14 protein-coding genes are annotated in these 15,374 nt (G+C 73.5%); 10 read left to right on the plus strand and 4 right to left on the minus strand.

Annotated elements, in window-relative coordinates; all coding sequences use genetic code 11:
• Window positions 1-13 precede the first annotated feature (13 nt).
• From H7K62_RS07410 to H7K62_RS07420, 3 genes are read right to left on the minus strand one after another with little or no spacing between them, the layout of a single operon-like run.
• On the minus strand, window positions 14-475 hold the full coding sequence (locus H7K62_RS07410; protein ID WP_186717296.1) for an RbsD/FucU domain-containing protein: 462 nt from the start codon (window positions 473-475) through the stop codon (window positions 14-16).
• Window positions 472-1,440, minus strand: a complete 969-nt coding sequence (locus H7K62_RS22160) for an amidohydrolase family protein (protein ID WP_370591658.1) — start codon at window positions 1,438-1,440, stop codon at window positions 472-474. Before H7K62_RS22160 ends, H7K62_RS07410 begins: the two co-directional genes overlap by 4 nt.
• Entirely contained in the window at window positions 1,427-2,761 is a 1,335-nt protein-coding gene (locus tag H7K62_RS07420) for an enolase C-terminal domain-like protein (RefSeq protein ID WP_370591659.1), read from the minus strand. The genes H7K62_RS22160 and H7K62_RS07420 overlap by 14 nt, the downstream gene beginning before the upstream one ends.
• 249 nt (window positions 2,762-3,010) lie before the next feature.
• Between H7K62_RS07420 and H7K62_RS23635 the strand changes: the two genes are divergently transcribed.
• The 6 genes from H7K62_RS23635 (at window position 3,011) to H7K62_RS07450 (ending at window position 10,069) form a co-directional block, all read left to right on the plus strand.
• Window positions 3,011-3,712, plus strand: a complete 702-nt coding sequence (locus H7K62_RS23635) for a FadR/GntR family transcriptional regulator (protein ID WP_186717297.1) — start codon at window positions 3,011-3,013, stop codon at window positions 3,710-3,712.
• A 137-nt stretch (window positions 3,713-3,849) separates the two neighbouring features.
• A complete protein-coding gene (locus H7K62_RS07430) occupies window positions 3,850-5,103 on the plus strand; it encodes an ABC transporter substrate-binding protein (protein ID WP_186717298.1) in 1,254 nt (417 codons plus the stop codon).
• Between the two features lie 49 nt (window positions 5,104-5,152).
• Window positions 5,153-6,100: a carbohydrate ABC transporter permease gene (locus H7K62_RS07435; RefSeq protein WP_186717299.1), complete on the plus strand. Its 948-nt coding sequence runs from the start codon at window positions 5,153-5,155 to the stop codon at window positions 6,098-6,100.
• Window positions 6,090-7,025, plus strand: coding sequence for a carbohydrate ABC transporter permease (locus tag H7K62_RS07440; protein WP_186717300.1), 936 nt, complete (start codon window positions 6,090-6,092; stop codon window positions 7,023-7,025). Before H7K62_RS07435 ends, H7K62_RS07440 begins: the two co-directional genes overlap by 11 nt.
• A 90-nt stretch (window positions 7,026-7,115) precedes the next feature.
• Window positions 7,116-8,510 (plus strand): alpha-L-fucosidase, encoded by a 1,395-nt coding sequence (locus tag H7K62_RS07445; RefSeq protein WP_186717301.1) that lies wholly within the window; start codon window positions 7,116-7,118, stop codon window positions 8,508-8,510.
• On the plus strand, window positions 8,507-10,069 hold the full coding sequence (locus H7K62_RS07450; protein WP_186717302.1) for an alpha-L-fucosidase: 1,563 nt from the start codon (window positions 8,507-8,509) through the stop codon (window positions 10,067-10,069). The genes H7K62_RS07445 and H7K62_RS07450 overlap by 4 nt, the downstream gene beginning before the upstream one ends.
• An 84-nt stretch (window positions 10,070-10,153) precedes the next feature.
• Here H7K62_RS07450 and H7K62_RS07455 read toward each other — a convergent pair whose 3' ends face one another.
• Window positions 10,154-11,755 (minus strand): alpha-N-arabinofuranosidase, encoded by a 1,602-nt coding sequence (locus H7K62_RS07455; RefSeq protein WP_186717303.1) that lies wholly within the window; start codon window positions 11,753-11,755, stop codon window positions 10,154-10,156.
• 110 nt (window positions 11,756-11,865) lie between these two features.
• Between H7K62_RS07455 and H7K62_RS07460 the strand changes: the two genes are divergently transcribed.
• The 4 genes from H7K62_RS07460 (at window position 11,866) to H7K62_RS07475 (ending at window position 15,354) form a co-directional block, all read left to right on the plus strand.
• On the plus strand, window positions 11,866-12,951 hold the full coding sequence (locus H7K62_RS07460; protein WP_222437223.1) for a LacI family DNA-binding transcriptional regulator: 1,086 nt from the start codon (window positions 11,866-11,868) through the stop codon (window positions 12,949-12,951).
• Window positions 12,952-13,217: 266 nt separating this feature from the next.
• On the plus strand, window positions 13,218-13,901 hold the full coding sequence (locus H7K62_RS07465) for a MerR family transcriptional regulator (RefSeq protein WP_186717304.1): 684 nt from the start codon (window positions 13,218-13,220) through the stop codon (window positions 13,899-13,901).
• Entirely contained in the window at window positions 13,898-14,869 is a 972-nt protein-coding gene (locus tag H7K62_RS07470) for a hypothetical protein (RefSeq protein WP_186717305.1), read from the plus strand. The genes H7K62_RS07465 and H7K62_RS07470 overlap by 4 nt, the downstream gene beginning before the upstream one ends.
• Window positions 14,866-15,354: an SRPBCC family protein gene (locus H7K62_RS07475; protein ID WP_186717306.1), complete on the plus strand. Its 489-nt coding sequence runs from the start codon at window positions 14,866-14,868 to the stop codon at window positions 15,352-15,354. Before H7K62_RS07470 ends, H7K62_RS07475 begins: the two co-directional genes overlap by 4 nt.
• Window positions 15,355-15,374 lie beyond the last annotated feature (20 nt).

Consider the following 15,374-nt stretch of genomic DNA (forward strand, 5'->3'; position numbering starts at 1 on the left):
CTCTCCGGGGAGCTCACAGGACGGCCGTGCCGGCCGCGGAGTCGGCCGCCGAGACGCCCTGCACGCCCACGGTCAGCAGCAGGTTGGCGTACTGCCGCACGTCACCCGTCACGACGACGACGGCGAGGTCCTCGCCCTTCGCCGCGGCGTAGAAGCCGTGCCGGTCCAGCGCCGTCACGGGCACCCCTCCGAGCCGCCCCAGGCGCTCGCGGTGGGCGGTGACGGCGGCGGAGTCCGAGCCGTCGGGGGGCACCATGACCGCGGCGGCCTCCACGGGCAGCGCGTCGAGCAGGACGTCGAGGACCGTGGAGGTGTCGAGCAGGCCGGGCGCGAGGTTGAGGTGCACCCGCTGCGCGTTCGGGCCGGCGGCGGTGGTGGCGGGGTAGTGCCCGTCGCACAGCAGCACTCCTGCGCCGTGACCGGCGGCGGCGAGCGCGGCGAGCAGGGGCGGGTGGACGAGCCGTCCGGCGATCACGGGGTCTCCTCGACGGGGTCGGTGCTGGTGGCGAGGCGGTAGGCGGCGCGGGCGGCGCCGCCGAAGAGGGCGTCCCGCTCGTCCTGCGACAGGTGCTGGACGTGCGCGGTCACGAGGTCGGCCCACTCCCGCCAGGAGGAGGTGAGCAGGCAGACGGGCCAGTCGGAGCCGAAGGCCAGGCGCCTCGGGCCGAAGGCGTCGAGCAGCACGTCCAGGACGCGCCGCACGGCGTCGTCGTCCCAGCCGGCGGCGCCGACCTCGCTGAGCGCGCCGGAGGCCTTGCAGACCGACCCGTCGACGGCGGCCAGCGCGCGCACCTGCTCGGCCCACGCCTCCAGGGCGCCGGCGGGGGCGCCGCGGCGCACGTCGGGCTTGCCGGCGTGGTCGAGCACCACCACCAGGCCGTGCTCGGCGGCGCGGCGCGCGCCCTCGACGCCGGCGGCGCGCTGCGGCGCGCGCACGAGCAGGTCGAAGGCCAGGCCCTCCTCCGCGAGCACCCGCAGGCCGCGCTGCACGTCCTCGCGCAGCACCCAGCCCGGGTCGGGCTCGCCCTGGACGAGGTGTCTCACGCCCACGAGCAGGTCACCCCCCGGCCCAGAGCGCAGCAGGTCGAGCTGGCCGGCCACGTCCGCGGTGAGGTCCACCCACCCGACGACGCCGGCCAGCAGCGGGTCGGCGGCGGCCGTGGCGAGCAGCGCACGGCTCTCCTGGAGGGTGCACACGGACTGCACCACCACGGCGGCGCCCAGCGGCCTGCCGTCCACGCCGCCGCCGGCGGCCTCGCGCAGGTCGGCGGCGGTGAAGGTCCTGTCGATGGCCGCGTGCTCGGGAGCCGCCAGCCAGTCCTGGCCGGGGTCGGCCGGGTCCCACAGGTGGTGGTGGGCGTCCACGGCGGGGGTCTGCGGGAGCCGCTGGAAGCTGCCGCCCTCGCCGCCGCGGACGCCCGCCGGCTCAGCGGGCGCCACGCGCCCTCCACTGGGGGCCGCCGGGGAAGGTGTAGTCCGCCACCGAGGCGGCGTGCATCTGCCCGCCGCCACCGGGGGCCAGCGGAGCGCGGTAGCGCCCGCGCTCCAGGCGGACGGGCGTGACGAAGTGCTCGTGCAGGTGGTCGACGTGCTCCACCACGCGGTCGGTCCAGGTGCCGGAGACGGACACGAAGTCGAGCATCGACAGGTGCTGGACCATCTCGCACAGCCCGACCCCGCCCGCGTGCGGGCAGACGGGGACGCCGTGGTGGGCGGCCATGAGCAGGATCGCGAGGTTCTCGTTGACCCCGGCCACGCGGGCGGCGTCGATCTGGACCACGTCCACCGCGCGCAGCTGCAGCAGCTGCTTGAAGACCACGCGGTTGGCGACGTGCTCGCCGGTGGCCACCTTGGTCGGGTGCACCGCCCGCCGCACCGTGGCGTGGCCCAGCACGTCGTCCGGGCTGGTCGGCTCCTCGATCCAGTACGGGTCGTAGGGGGCCAGGGCGTGCATCCAGGCGATGGCCTGCCCCACGTCCCAGCGCTGGTTGGCGTCCACGGCGATGCGGATGTCGTCGCCGACGGCGGCGCGGGCCACCTTCATGCGGCGCACGTCGTCGGTGAGGTCGGCGCCCACCTTGAGCTTGATCTGGGTGAACCCGTCCGCGACGGCCTCGTGGGCCAGGCGCTCCAGCTTGTCGTCGGAGTACCCCAGCCAGCCCGGGGTGGTGGTGTACGCGGGGTAGCCCTGCTCCAGCAGGAGCGCCTCGCGCTCGGCGCGGCCCGGCAGGGCGCGGTCCAGCACCGCCTTCGCCTCGGCGCGCGTCATGGCGTCCGTCAGCCAGCGGAAGTCGACGAGGTCCAGCAGCTCCTCGACGTCGAGGTGGGCCAGGTGCTGCCACAGCGGCTGGCCGGCCCGCTTGGCGCGCAGGTCCCAGGCGGCGTTGAGGACGGCGCCCACCGCCATCTGCACGACGCCCTTCTCGGGCCCGAGCCAGCGCAGCTGCGGCTCGTGGACCATCTCGCGGGAGAAGGCGCCCAGGTCGCCGAGCACCTCGTCGACGCGGCGGCCGACCACCCACTGCTCGAGCGCCCTGATGGCGGCGGACTGGATGTCGTTCCCGCGGCCGGTGGTGAAGGCCAGCGCGTGGCCCTCGTGCCCGTCACCGGCGTCGGTGTGCAGCACCGCGTAGGCGGCAGAGTAGTCGGGCTCGGGGTTCATCGCGTCCGAGCCGTCGAGGTGCTCGGAGGTGGGGAAGCGCACGTCGTGGACCTCGAGCGCGGTGAACCGCGCGGCGGCGGGGAGCGGGTCGGACGGCACGGGGACCTCCTGGGCGGTCGGGTGGGCGCGGTGCTGGACCGGCTGCACGGCGGGTGCGGTGCGGGCGCAGGTCGTCGAGGTCCTCGCACCTGCCGGTCCCCGCGGGGGCGGCTCGGCGTCGCCCTCGACGCACCAGTGACGCTAGCGAGTCAGTCATCCGATGTCTAGACGCAGCAAACATCAGACGTGCATGGTGGGGGGACCGGGCACCCGTCCGGGAGACACGACCCCAGCCCCGGAGGTGACGAGGTGGCAGCTCCGCTCACGGAGGCCGCGATCGAGAAGGTGCGCGACCTCATCCGCAGCGGCGACCTGGGCCCCGGCCAGCGGCTGCCCGCGGAGGCGGCGCTCTCGGCCCAGCTCGGGGTGAGCCGGTCCAGCCTGCGCGAGGCCGTGCGGGCACTGGCCACGGCCGGGGTGCTGGACGTCAGGCGCGGCGACGGCACGTTCGTCACGGCGCTGCGGCCGGAGCAGCTGTTCACCGGCATCGGCGAGGCCGTCGACCTCATGCGCGACGAGTCGCTGCTGGAGCTCATGGAGTGCCGTCGCGTCGTGGAACCGCAGGTCACAGCCCTGGCCGCGACGCGCTGCGAGGACGAGGACCTCGCCGAGATCCACCGGCACCTCGAGCTCATGGAGGCGGCCAGCGACGAGCAGGACCTCATCGCGCACGACGCCGACTTCCACGCGGCCATCGCCGCGGCCAGCGGCAACGCAGCCCTCGCCGCCATCCTGCGGGGCATCTCCGGGGTGACCCTGCGCGCCCGGGTGTGGCGCGCCCTCACCGAGGCGGACTCCTCGCGCCACACCATCGACGAGCACCGGGCCATCTACGACGCCGTGCGCGACGGCGACGCGCCGCGCGCGGAGGCGGCGGCGCTGCTGCACGTGGCGAACGTCGAGACGTGGATGCGGCGCACCCTCGCGCCACAACACCCGCGAAACCCTTGACAGGCCAGTCGAGTCCAGACAAGAGTGCGCAGTCATCGGATGTATGGCCCTGCGGAGCGCTGGTGCTCCGCAGCGTGCGCATCCGGTGCAGCACCATCCCCCGTCAAGGCTCGACGACGACGTCACGGAGGCCCCCGATGGCACCCACCCTCTCGCGCCGGCAGCTGCTCGGCCTCGGTGGCGGCGCTGCCGCCGCGCTCGCCCTGTCCGCCTGCGGCGGCGGTTCGTCCGGCTCCGGCTCGGGCGGTTCGGGCGGCACCGACCTGACCTGGCAGATGTGGAGCGCCTCCACCGCCGAGGTGGACGCCTGGAAGAAGGTCGCCGACATCGCCGGCAAGGCCTCCGGCTCCACCATCGCCTTCCAGACCGCCGCCTGGAACGACTACTGGACCAAGCTGACCTCGCAGGCCGCCAGCGGCCAGACCGCTGACATCGTCAGCGTGCAGTCGCTGCGCGCCCCGCAGTTCGCCCAGCTGTTCACCGACCTCACCCCGAAGCTGTCGGCGATGGGCGTCACCGAGTCCGACTTCGACTCCAGCATCCTGGACGCCCTCAAGGTGGACGGGAAGCTGCTGGCGCTGCCCTACGACTTCGGCCCCCTGGTGGTCTTCTACAACAAGACCGCCTTCCAGCAGGCGGGGCTGCCGATGCCCGCCATCGGGTGGACCCAGGACGACTTCCTGGCCGCGGCCAAGAAGCTGACCAGCGGCAACACCTACGGCTTCTTCGCCGGCGCCGTGCCGGACAGCGTCATCCCGTGGGCCATGAGCCAGCACGGGGTGCAGGCCGTCACCTCCGACGGCAAGCTCGACATCGACACCAGCGAGTGGCGCGACACGCTCACCTGGTACCGGAGCCTCATCACCACCGAGAAGGTCGCCTCACCGCTGCCCTCGGCCGGCTCCCAGGCCGCCTCCACCAACCAGTTCCTCGCCGGCAACGCCGCCATGAACATCGACGGGCCCTGGAGCCTCATCAACGCCAAGGCGACGGCGAAGTTCGAGGTGGGCATCGCCCCGATGCCCGTCGGTGGGAGCGGCTCCAAGACCGTCACCGCCGGCTCCGGCTTCGGCGTCTCCGCGAAGGCGAAGAACCAGGACCTGGCCGCCAAGGCCACGGCGGGCCTGGTCAACGTGGAGTCCGAGACCTACCTGGGCCAGTCCGGGCGCGCCTTCCCGGCCCGCACCGCCCAGCAGAGCGCCTGGTACGAGGGCAACAAGCTCCAGGACGCCCAGGAGGTCATGGACGCCATGATCAAGGCCGCTGAGGGGTACCGCACCACCGCCAAGTGGACCCAGGTCAACAACGAGTGGAACAAGTACGCCGTGCCGTGCTTCAACGGCGACTCGGACGTCGACTCCTTCATCCAGCAGGTCATGGCCCAGGCCTGACGGCCCCGACGGCGCAGCCCCCCGCGATGTCACGGCCCGAGGAGGTCCCATGGCGCTGACCGGCGCCGTCCGCGTCACCGACGCCACCGACCCGACAGCGTCCCCCGCGCCGCCGCGAGGGACGAGGCGGGGCGACGGTCGAGCCGCCTCGGCCTTCCTGCTGCCGGGCGCGATCGGGTTCGTCGCCTTCACGGCGTTCCCGATCGTCGCCTCGCTGGTGATGAGCTTCTTCGACTGGCCCGTGCTGGGAGACCCCAGCTTCGTCGGCTTCCAGAACTTCGTCGAGCTCTTCACCACCGACCCGGTCTTCAAGACCGCGCTGCTCAACACGGCCGTGTTCGTGCTGCTCTACGTGCCGATCAACATCGTGGTGTCGATGGGCCTGGCGGTCTGGATCTCGCCGCGCATCATCGGTCGGCGGTACTACCGCGTGCTGTTCTTCGTGCCCGCGGTGACCCCGATGGTGGGCAACGCGGTGGTCTTCGGGCTGCTGTACACCCCGCGCGGGCTCATCGACAGCACCTTCCAGACCCTCTTCGGGGTCAGCGCGCCGAACTTCCTGGGGTCGAGCTCGTGGGCGCTGCCCGCCGTCGTCCTCATGTCGGTCTGGCAGGGCTTCGGGTACAACCTCCTCGTCTTCTCCGCCGCGCTGGACGCGGTGCCGCCCTCGCTCACCGAGGCGGCCGCCATCGACGGCGCCGGCCCGGTGCGGCAGTTCTTCTCGGTGGTGCTGCCGCTGATGAGCCCGTCCCTGTTCTTCGCGACCGTGCTGACGCTCATCAGCTCGTTCCAGGTCTTCGTGCAGCCCTACATCCTCACCGGCGGGGGTCCGGGCAACAGCACCACCACGCTGGTCATGTACCTGTACCAGTCCGGCTTCCAGAACTTCCGGCTCGGGTTCGCGTCAGCGATCGCGTGGGTGCTGTTCGTGATCATCATGGCGCTCACGGCGATCCAGTTCCTCGGCCAGAAGAAGTGGGTGCACTATGACCAGTGAGGCCCTCGGGTCCCGGCGCGACGCCCTGTCGGCGTCCGACACCACCGGCTCCGCCGGGGGGTCCGCAGCCGCCGGCGGGACCGGCGGGGTGGTCACGCAGCGGCGCCGCAAGGGCCCGCCGGTGGTCTCCCAGCTGCTGCTGACCCTGGCGCTGCTGCTGTTCTTGGCGCCGCTGGCGTGGATGGTGCTGTCCAGCCTCAAGAGCGCCGGGGAGATCTTCACCACGCCCCCGAAGCTGTTCGGGGAGAGCCTGCTCTTCAGCAACTACAGCGACGCTCTCGACTTCCTGCCGTTCGGCCGGTTCATGATCAACACGGCCTTCGTGGCCGTCACGGGCACCGTCATCACGCTGGTGACCTCGGCACTGTCGGCCTACGCCTTCGCCCGCCTCCGGTTCAAGGGGCGCGACTCGCTCTTCCTCGTCTACCTGGGCACGCTCATGGTGCCGCAGGAGGTCGTCGTCGTCCCGATGTTCCTGATCATGAACCAGCTGGGGTGGATCAACACCTTCCAGGCGCTGATCCTCCCCTGGGCGTTCACCGCTTTCGGCACGTTCCTGCTGCGCCAGTTCTTCCTCACCATCCCCAAGGAGCTGGAGGAGTCGGCGCGCATCGACGGCGCCGGGCACTGGCGCATCCTCACGCAGATCATCGTGCCGATCGCCGCACCGGCGTTCGCGGTGCTCGCCGTGTTCACGTTCATCACCTACTGGAACAGCTTCCTGTGGCCGCTGATCGTCACCAACGACGTCAGCACCACCACGGTGCCGTTGGGCCTGAACCTCTTCCTCGGCCAGAACGGGCAGGCCTGGAACCTGCTCATGGCCGCGGCCACCATCTCCATGGCCCCCACGGCCCTGCTGGTGCTGCTGCTGCAGCGCTACCTCGTCAAGGGCATCGCCCTGTCGGGGCTCGGCGGCCGCTGACCGCCCTCGCAGCCCCCGCGGCTCCGGGCCCGCGGCACCTCGCCCGATGACCAGACCGGATCCCGCACCACCACCCGGAGGTTCCACCCCGTGTTCTCCGACGACGCCCGCACGGAGCTCTACCAGCGCTTCGAGCGGCCCGTTCCCGCCTGGTTCTCCGAGGCCAAGCTCGGCATCTTCATCCACTGGGGCGCCTACTCGGTGCCCGCCTGGGCCGAGCCCATCGGCGAGCTGGGCACCATCGAGCGCACCACCTGGATGAAGCACAACCCGTACGCCGAGTGGTACTACAACACCATCCGCATCGAGGGCTCCCCCGCGGCGGAGCACCACCGCGAGACCTACGGCGGCGCCCCCTACGACGACTTCCTCGACGCCTGGAAGGCCGAGGAGTTCGACCCCGACGCGTGGGCCTCGCTGTTCGCCCGCGCCGGCGCGCGGTACGTGGTGCCCACCACCAAGCACCACGACGGCATCTGCCTGTGGGACGCCCCCGGCACCCCCCGCAACACCGTGGCACGCGGCCCGCAGCGCGACCTGGTCGGAGACCTCGCCGCCGCCACGCGCCGCGCCGGGATGCGCTTCGGCACCTACTACTCCGGCGGTCTCGACTGGGACGTGGCCGACTTCGGTCCGATCACCTCCGACATCGGCGAGGAGAAGCGGCCCCAGGACGAGGGGTACACGGCCTACGCCAACGCCCACGTGCGCGACCTCATCACCCGCTACGCCCCCGACCTGCTGTGGGGTGACATCAACTGGCCCGACGCGGGCAAGCCCGACGGGCCGCTGTCCTTCGCCCACGTGCTGGACGAGTACTACGCGGCCGTGCCCGACGGCGTGGTCAACGACAGGTTCGGGCAGACCCACTGGGACTTCCGCACCAGCGAGTACCAGCAGGGCCGCGACCTGGAGTCCGGCGCGTGGGAGAACTGCCGCGGCATCGGCTACTCCTTCGGCTACAACCAGGTCGAGGGGCCCGAGCACCACCTCACCGGCCCGCAGGCCGTGAAGCACCTGCTCGACGTCGTCGCCCGCGGGGGCAACCTGCTGCTGGACGTCGGGCCCACAGCGTCGGGGCAGGTCCCCGAGCTGCAGCGCCGCTGCCTGGAGGGGCTGGCGGACTGGATGTCCGTGAACGGCGCGGCGGTCCACGGCACCACGACGGTCGACGCCTCCGTCGCACGCCCCAGCGGGCACCAGGGCCACGACGACGACGGCAGCGGCGCGACGTGGGTGCGCTGGACGCGCGCCGGCGACGTCGTCCACGCCGTGGTCGACGCCTCCGGGGAGGTGGCGCTGCCGCTCACCGCCGCCGCCGTGGACACCTCCAGCGCCCGCCTGCTCGACGGCACGCCCGTGACGGTGCGCGAGGGCTCCGGTGACGGCGCCTCCGTCGTCGTCGACGTCCCCCGGACCGCCGCGCAGCACGGACCCGCCGTCGTCGCCTTCGACCTGACCACCGACCGAGGAGCACGCGCATGACCACCGACCGCAGCTGGGTCCCCGAGCCCGTCGAGGTCCCCGACACGCAGGCGGCGCTGGCCGCGGTGCGGGAGGTGATCGACGCCGGTCCGTTCACCGACACCTGGGAGTCGCTGGCCGCCTACGAGGTGCCGGACTGGTTCCGCGACGCCAAGTTCGGGATCTTCATGCACTGGGGCGCGTACTCGGTGCCCGCCTTCGGCAACGAGTGGTACCCGCGGCGCATGTACCAGCAGGGCACGCCCGAGCACGCCCACCACCGCGAGGTCCACGGCGACCACGCCGAGGTCGGGTACAAGGACTTCCTGCCCCGCTTCACCATGGACGCCTTCGACCCGGCGGGCATGGCGCAGCTGTTCCGGCGGGCGGGCGCGCAGTTCGTGGTCCCGGTGGCCGAGCACCACGACGGCTTCCCGATGTACGACGAGCCGCGCACCCGGTGGAACGCCACGAAGGTGGGGCCGAAGCGCGACGTGCTGGGCGACGTCCTGGGCGCGTGCGACGACCAGTGGATCGTCCGCGGAGCCTCCAGCCACCGCGCGGAGCACTGGTTCTTCTTCCACCCGGGGCGCGCGTTCGCCTCCGACGTCCGCGACGACGCCGAGTTCGCCGACCTGTACGGCCCGGCGATGCCGCAGGCCACCGGGCCCACCGAGGCCTACCTCGAGGACTGGCTGCTGCGCACGGTGCGGATCATCGACGGCTACCGGCCGCAGGTGCTGTGGTTCGACTGGTGGATCGAGCACCCGGCGTTCGAGCCGTACCGGCGGATGCTCGCGGCGTACTACTACAACCGCGCAGCGCAGTGGGGCCGCGGTGTGGTGGTCCAGTACAAGTGGGAGGCGTTCAGGCCGGGCACCGCGGTGCTCGACGTGGAGCGCGGCGGCATGGCCGACGTGCAGGAGCGCCCCTGGCAGAACGACACCTCGGTCTCGCGCACCTCGTGGGGGTGGATCGAGGGCCACGAGTGGAAGAGCCCCGTCGACCTGGTGGGCGAGCTCGTCGACGTCGTCGCCAAGAACGGCTGCCTGCTCCTCAACATCGGGCCCAAGCCCGACGGCACCATCCCGCCGGAGGAGGCGGCGCTGCTGGAGGGCCTGGGCGCGTGGCTGACGCTCAACGGCGAGGCCGTGTACGGCACCCGCCCGTGGCGCGTGCCCGGCGAGGGGCCGACGGCGGTGCCGGAGGGCTCCTTCACCGATGCCGCCTCGCTGCCGTTCACCTCCGCGGACCTGCGCTTCACCCAGCGCGAGGAGGTGGGCCAGACGTCGCTGTACGCCATGGGCATGGTGCGCCCCGAGGACGGCGTGGTCCGGATCCGCTCCCTGGGCGGGGCGTCGTCGCTGGCCGTGCGCGACCTGGGGGACGTCACGCTGCTGGGACACGCGGGGGCGCTGGAGGTGCGCCGCACCGACGACGCCCTCGAGGTGGTGCTGCCCTCGCCCCTGCCGGCGGCGGTGGAGGCGGTCCCGGGCTTCGCGCTGAAGCTCGTGCTGCCCGACCCTGCGGCCCCGGCGCCCCGCGCCCTGCTGCTGCCGGAGGGCGAGGGCGGCGGCTGACGGCTCCCCCGACGCCAGGTGGCCGATCGCCCGTGATCACGGTGATCATGGGCGATCGGCCACCTGGGCGAGGGGCGGGCCCCGTCAGACCAGGGGCAGGGAGACGGTCGCGAAGGAGTGCGGCGGCAGCTCGACGGTGAGCACCCCGTCCGAGACCGTCGCGCCGTCGAAGGCCCGCGGCGCCACGGCGTCGCCCTGCTGGGGCGTGTTGTGCGCCTGCAGTGCGTCCGCGGTGAGCAGACGGGCCGTCGGCTCCCCCACCGCGGCACCGCGCAGGTCCAGCCGGACCGTGACGGGCGCCTCGGCGTCGAGGTTGGTCAGCGAGACCAGCGCCGCGCCGCCGGAGGTGCTCGCGGAGACCGACACCGTGGTCAGGTCGACGGAGCTGCGGTCGAGGGCGTGGCCACCGATGCCGACGACGTCGGCGACCGTGCGGCTGGGCACCGCGCCGCGCAGGTGCACCGGCAGGTGCGCGGCGTCCTGGTGGGCCTTGTTCATCTCGAAGACGTGGTAGCTCGGCGTGAGCACCAGCGCCCCGGTCTCCTCGTCGGTGAGGATCATCGCCTGCAGCACGTTGACCGTCTGCGCGATGTTCGCCATCACCAGGCGGTCCGCGTGGCGGTGGAAGCCGTCGAAGTGGACCGACGCCACGAGCGCGTCGCGCAGGGCGTTCTGCTGGTACAGGAAGCCCGGGTTGGTGCCCGGCTCGACGTCGAACCACGTGCCCCACTCGTCCAGCACCAGGCCGACGCGCTTGTCGGGGTCGTACGCGTCCATGACCTTCGCGTGCCCCGCCAGCACGGCCTCCACGCGCTGGGCCTGCGCCATCGTCGCGTAGTACTCGTCGGTGTCGAACTCGGTGGCGCTGCCCTTGTGCTCCCAGGGGCCGGCCACCGTGTAGCAGTGGAAGGAGATCGCCTGGAAGCTGGAGTTGCCGTGCCCGAGCACCTCGCCGTCGCCGAGGGCCCGGCCGAGGGCCTTCATGAGCACCTCGGTCCAGCGGTAGTCGGCGTTGGTGGCCCCGGCGGCGATCCGGTAGAGCTTGTTGTCCCCCATGTCGCGGCTGTACGTCGCGAACTGGCGGGCCAGCGCGGCGTAGGCCTCCGCGCTCATGTTGCCGCCGCAGCCCCACGGCTCGTTGCCCAGGCCCCAGTAGGTGACCTTCCACGGCTCGTCGCGGCCGTTGGCGCGGCGCAGCGCCGCCATCGGCGAGTCGTCGGCGCGGGTGAGGTACTGCACCCAGTCGCTGGACTCGGCTACGGTGCCGGAGCCGACGTTGGCGGAGATGTACGGCTCGGTGCCGAGCAGCTCGCACAGGTGCATGAACTCGTGGGTGCCGAAGGAGTTGTCCTCCACCACGTCGCCCCAGTGGCTGTTGACCATGCGCGGGCGCTGCTCGCGCGGGCCGATGCCGTCCTTCCAGTGGTAGTCGTCGGCGAAGCAGCCGCCCGGCCAGCGCAGGTTGGGGATGTCGAGCGCGCGCAGCGCCTCCACCACGTCGAGGCGGATGCCGCCCTCGTTGGGGAGGTCGGAGTCCTCCCCCACGTAGAAGCCGCCGTAGATGCAGCGCCCCAGGTGCTCGGCGAAGTGGCCGTAGACGTGCCGGCTGATGGTGTGGCCCGGCAGGTCGAGGTCGATGACGCCCTCGACGGTGGTGGACGCGGACGTGCTGGGGGTGGCGCTCACGGGACTCCTCGGGGCGGCGTTGCACGGGAAGTGGTTTATCGATACAACCAAGGGGTGCGCGGGCTGTCAAGGCAGGCCGCGGGCAGACTCGACGGACCAGGAGGTGGCGGATGACGACGATGCGCGACGTCGCGGCGGCGGCCGGCGTCTCGCCCATGACCGTCTCCAACGTGCTCGCCGGCCGCAGCAACGTCAGCGAGGAGACGCGCCGCCGCGTGCTCGACGTCGTCGAGCGCACCGGGTACCGCGTCAACACCGCGGCGCAGAGCCTGCGGCGCGGCCGCACGGGCATCGTGGGGCTCGCCGTGCCCGAGGTCCACAGCCACTACTTCGGCCTGCTGGCCGCGCGCCTCATCGCCCGCCTCGCCCCCGAGGGCCTGCGGGTGGTGGTCGAGCAGACCGGCGCCAGCCGCGAGGGCGAGCTGGCGGCCATCACCGCCTCGCGGGTCAGCGCCTACGACGGCCTGGTGCTCTCGGCGGTCGGCCTCGACCCCGACGACGTGCTGGCCATCGCCGGGGACCTGCCCGTCGTCGTCCTCGGCGAACGGCAGGACGTCCGCCGCTTCGACCACGTGGAGATGGCCAACACCGAGGGCGCCGCCGCGGCGACCCGTCTGCTGCTGGACCGGGGCTGCCGCCACCTGGTGGCCCTCGGGATGCCGGACCTCACCTCCCTGGACTCCCTGCACCTCCCGGACGACGACGCGCGGCCGCGCCCGCAGGGCCCCGGCCACCACGGTGACGCCTTCCGGCTGCGGGCGCTGGGGGTGAGGGACGCCGTGGCGGCGGTCCCGGGCGCCCGCGCCGTGGCCGTGCACGGCGGAGCGAGCACGCTGGCCAGCGGCGCGGCGCTCACGCGGGAGGCGCTGGTCCGGGAGCCGCGGCTGGACGGCCTCGTCTGCGCCACCGACACCCTGGCCATCGGGGCGCTGCGCGCCCTGGCGGACGCGGGCCGGCGCGTGCCGGACGACGTGCTGGTGGCCGGGTTCGACGACGTCGCCGACGGCGCCTTCACGGTGCCGTCCCTGACCACGGTCACCCCCGGGCACGACGTCATGGTCGAGGAGACCGCGCGCCTGCTGCTGCGCCGCATCGCCGACCCCACCGCCGCGCCGGAGCGCTTCGTGAGCCCGTTCGCGGTGGTGGAACGGGAGTCGACCCGCCGCACGCCGGGCCCCGGAGGCCACGGCAGCTGACCGCGGTCACCTCCGGGACCGACCGAGGTCACCTGCGGCACTGACCGCGGTCACCTCCAGCACTGACCGCGGTCACCTGCGGCGGCGTCGCCCCAGGAACGCCCCACCACACCTGACCGCGGTCACCCCCGGGACTGACCGCGGTCACCTGCGGCAGCGCCCACCACGGGGGTCCCGGCCCGGCTGGAGCCCGCTCGCAGCAGCCGCGCCACTATCGGTAGCAACACTATCGACAGTGTCGCTCTCCATCGGCTAGCGTCTCCGCCGTGCGCATCTCCGAGCTGGCCGAGCGCAGCGGCACCGCGCCGGCCACCATCAAGTTCTACGTGCGGGAGGGACTGCTCCCGTCCGCCGAGAAGACCGGCTACAACCAGGTCTCCTACGGCGAGGAGCACGTGCGCCGCCTGCACCTCGTGCGGGCCCTGGTCGAGGTCGGCGGGCTGCCGATCGCCCGCGTGCGCGCCGTCGTCGCCGCCGTCGACGACCCCGCCGTCGACCTGCGGGAGGTGATGGGCGCCGCCCAGCGGGCCCTGCCCGGCAGGGACGCGGCGTCGCCGCCGTCGGCGTCCTCCCTCGCGGCCGTCGCCGAGGTGGCGCAGGCGCAGGGCTGGGTGGTGGAGGACGGCAACCCCGGCGTGCACCAGGCCGCCGCGGTGCTCGACAGCTGGGTGGGCCTCGGCCGCAAGGACCTCTTCGACGGCCTGCCCGAGTACGCCCGCGCCGCCGACACCATCGCCCGCGCCGACCTGGCGCGGGTCTGGCCCGACGCCGCGGACCGGGACCGCAGCGCCGAGACCGTGGTGGTCGGGACCGTCCTGGGAGACGCCCTGGTGGCGGGGCTGCGCCGCATCGCCCAGGAGCACGTCGCACGCACCACCCGCCCGACCGACCTCAGCCGCCCGGCCAGCCCGCCCGACCCGACCAGCCCGCCCACCGAGGAGCCGTCATGACCGCGTCCGACCTGCGCCGCTCTCCCCTGCTCTGGGTGGGCGCGGCGACGCTCGTGCTGGTGGTCCCCACCACCGTCCTCGCCGCGGCCGACCCGGTCCGCATCACCGGGGTGGACGGCTGGCTCAAGCCGCTGAAGTTCGAGCTGTCGATCGCGCTCTACGCGGTGACGCTCGCGTGGCTGCTGACCCGGCTGCGCCGCGGGCGGCGCCTCGCGGGCGCCCTGGGAGCGGTGGCCGGAGCGCTGCTGGTGGTCGAGATGGTCATCATCCTGGGCGCGGCGGCGCTGGGGACCACGAGCCACTTCAACGTCTCCACCCCCGGCCACGCGGCGGCGTTCGCCGTGATGGGCCTGAGCATCGCCGTCGTCTGGGTCATCACGGCCGTGGTGGGCGTGCTGCTGTGGCGCAGCCCGTCCGGGGACGCGGCGTTCGACCTCTCGGTGCGCGCCGGGGTGGTCCTCGCACTGGCGGGCATGGCGGTGGCCTTCCTCATGACCTCCCCCACGCCCGCGCAGCTGGCCGACTTCCGCGGCATCGCCGGCGCCCACACGGTCGGTGCCGCCGATGGCGGTCCCGGCCTGCCGCTGCTCGGCTGGAGCACCGCGGCCGGCGACCTGCGCGTCCCGCACTTCGTGGGCATGCACGCCCTGCAGGGCCTCCCGCTGCTCGTGCTCGCGCTGCAGCTGGTGGCGCGTCGCTGGCCCGCGGCGGCCGCCCTCCTGACCCCGCGGGTCCGGCTGCAGCTGGTGGCCCTCGCCAGCGCGGGCTGGGCAGCGGCGCTGGCGCTGCTGACGTGGCAGGCGCTGGCCGGGCAGTCCGTGGTGGCGCCCGCCGGCGCGGTGCTCGGCGCCGGCGCCGCGGTGGCCGTGGCCGGCGCGGCCGCCACCGCCGTCGTCCTCCTGCGAGCCCGTCGGGCGGCTCGGTCTCCGCTGGCGGGTGACGCCCGAGGGGCCAGGCTGGTCGGGTGAGCACGCGGCACCACTGGGTCCCGGTCCCCTCCCCGCTGGTCTGGGAGGTGCTGAGCGACCCGTGGAACTACCCGGTCTTCGTGGTGGGGACGGCCCACATGCGCGCCGTGGAGGGCGACTGGCCCACGGTCGGCGCCGTGCTGCACCACTCCTTCGGCTCCTGGCCGCTCATGCGGCGCGGCACGTCGACCCTGGACGCCGTGGAGCCCGGGAGGAGCCTGCGCCTGACGGCGAAGGGCTGGCCGCTGGGCGAGGCGAGCGTGGTGATCTCCCTGCGGGGGCAGCGGGACGGCACGGTGGTGACCATCGAGGAGGACGCCGTCTCGGGTCCGGGCAGCTGGGTGCCGAAGCCGCTGCGCAGCGTGGTCATCGGGCTGCGCAACAAGGAGCTGCTCGCCCGCCTCGAGGACCTCGCCGTCGGGCAGCTCGACGCCTCCCCCGCCGCCGAGCGCGCCGCGGGAGAGGCCTCCGAGACCGCCGGCTGACCCGGACGCAGCCAGCGGGA

Source organism: Quadrisphaera sp. RL12-1S, from assembly GCF_014270065.1.
Classification (GTDB): domain Bacteria; phylum Actinomycetota; class Actinomycetes; order Actinomycetales; family Quadrisphaeraceae; genus Quadrisphaera.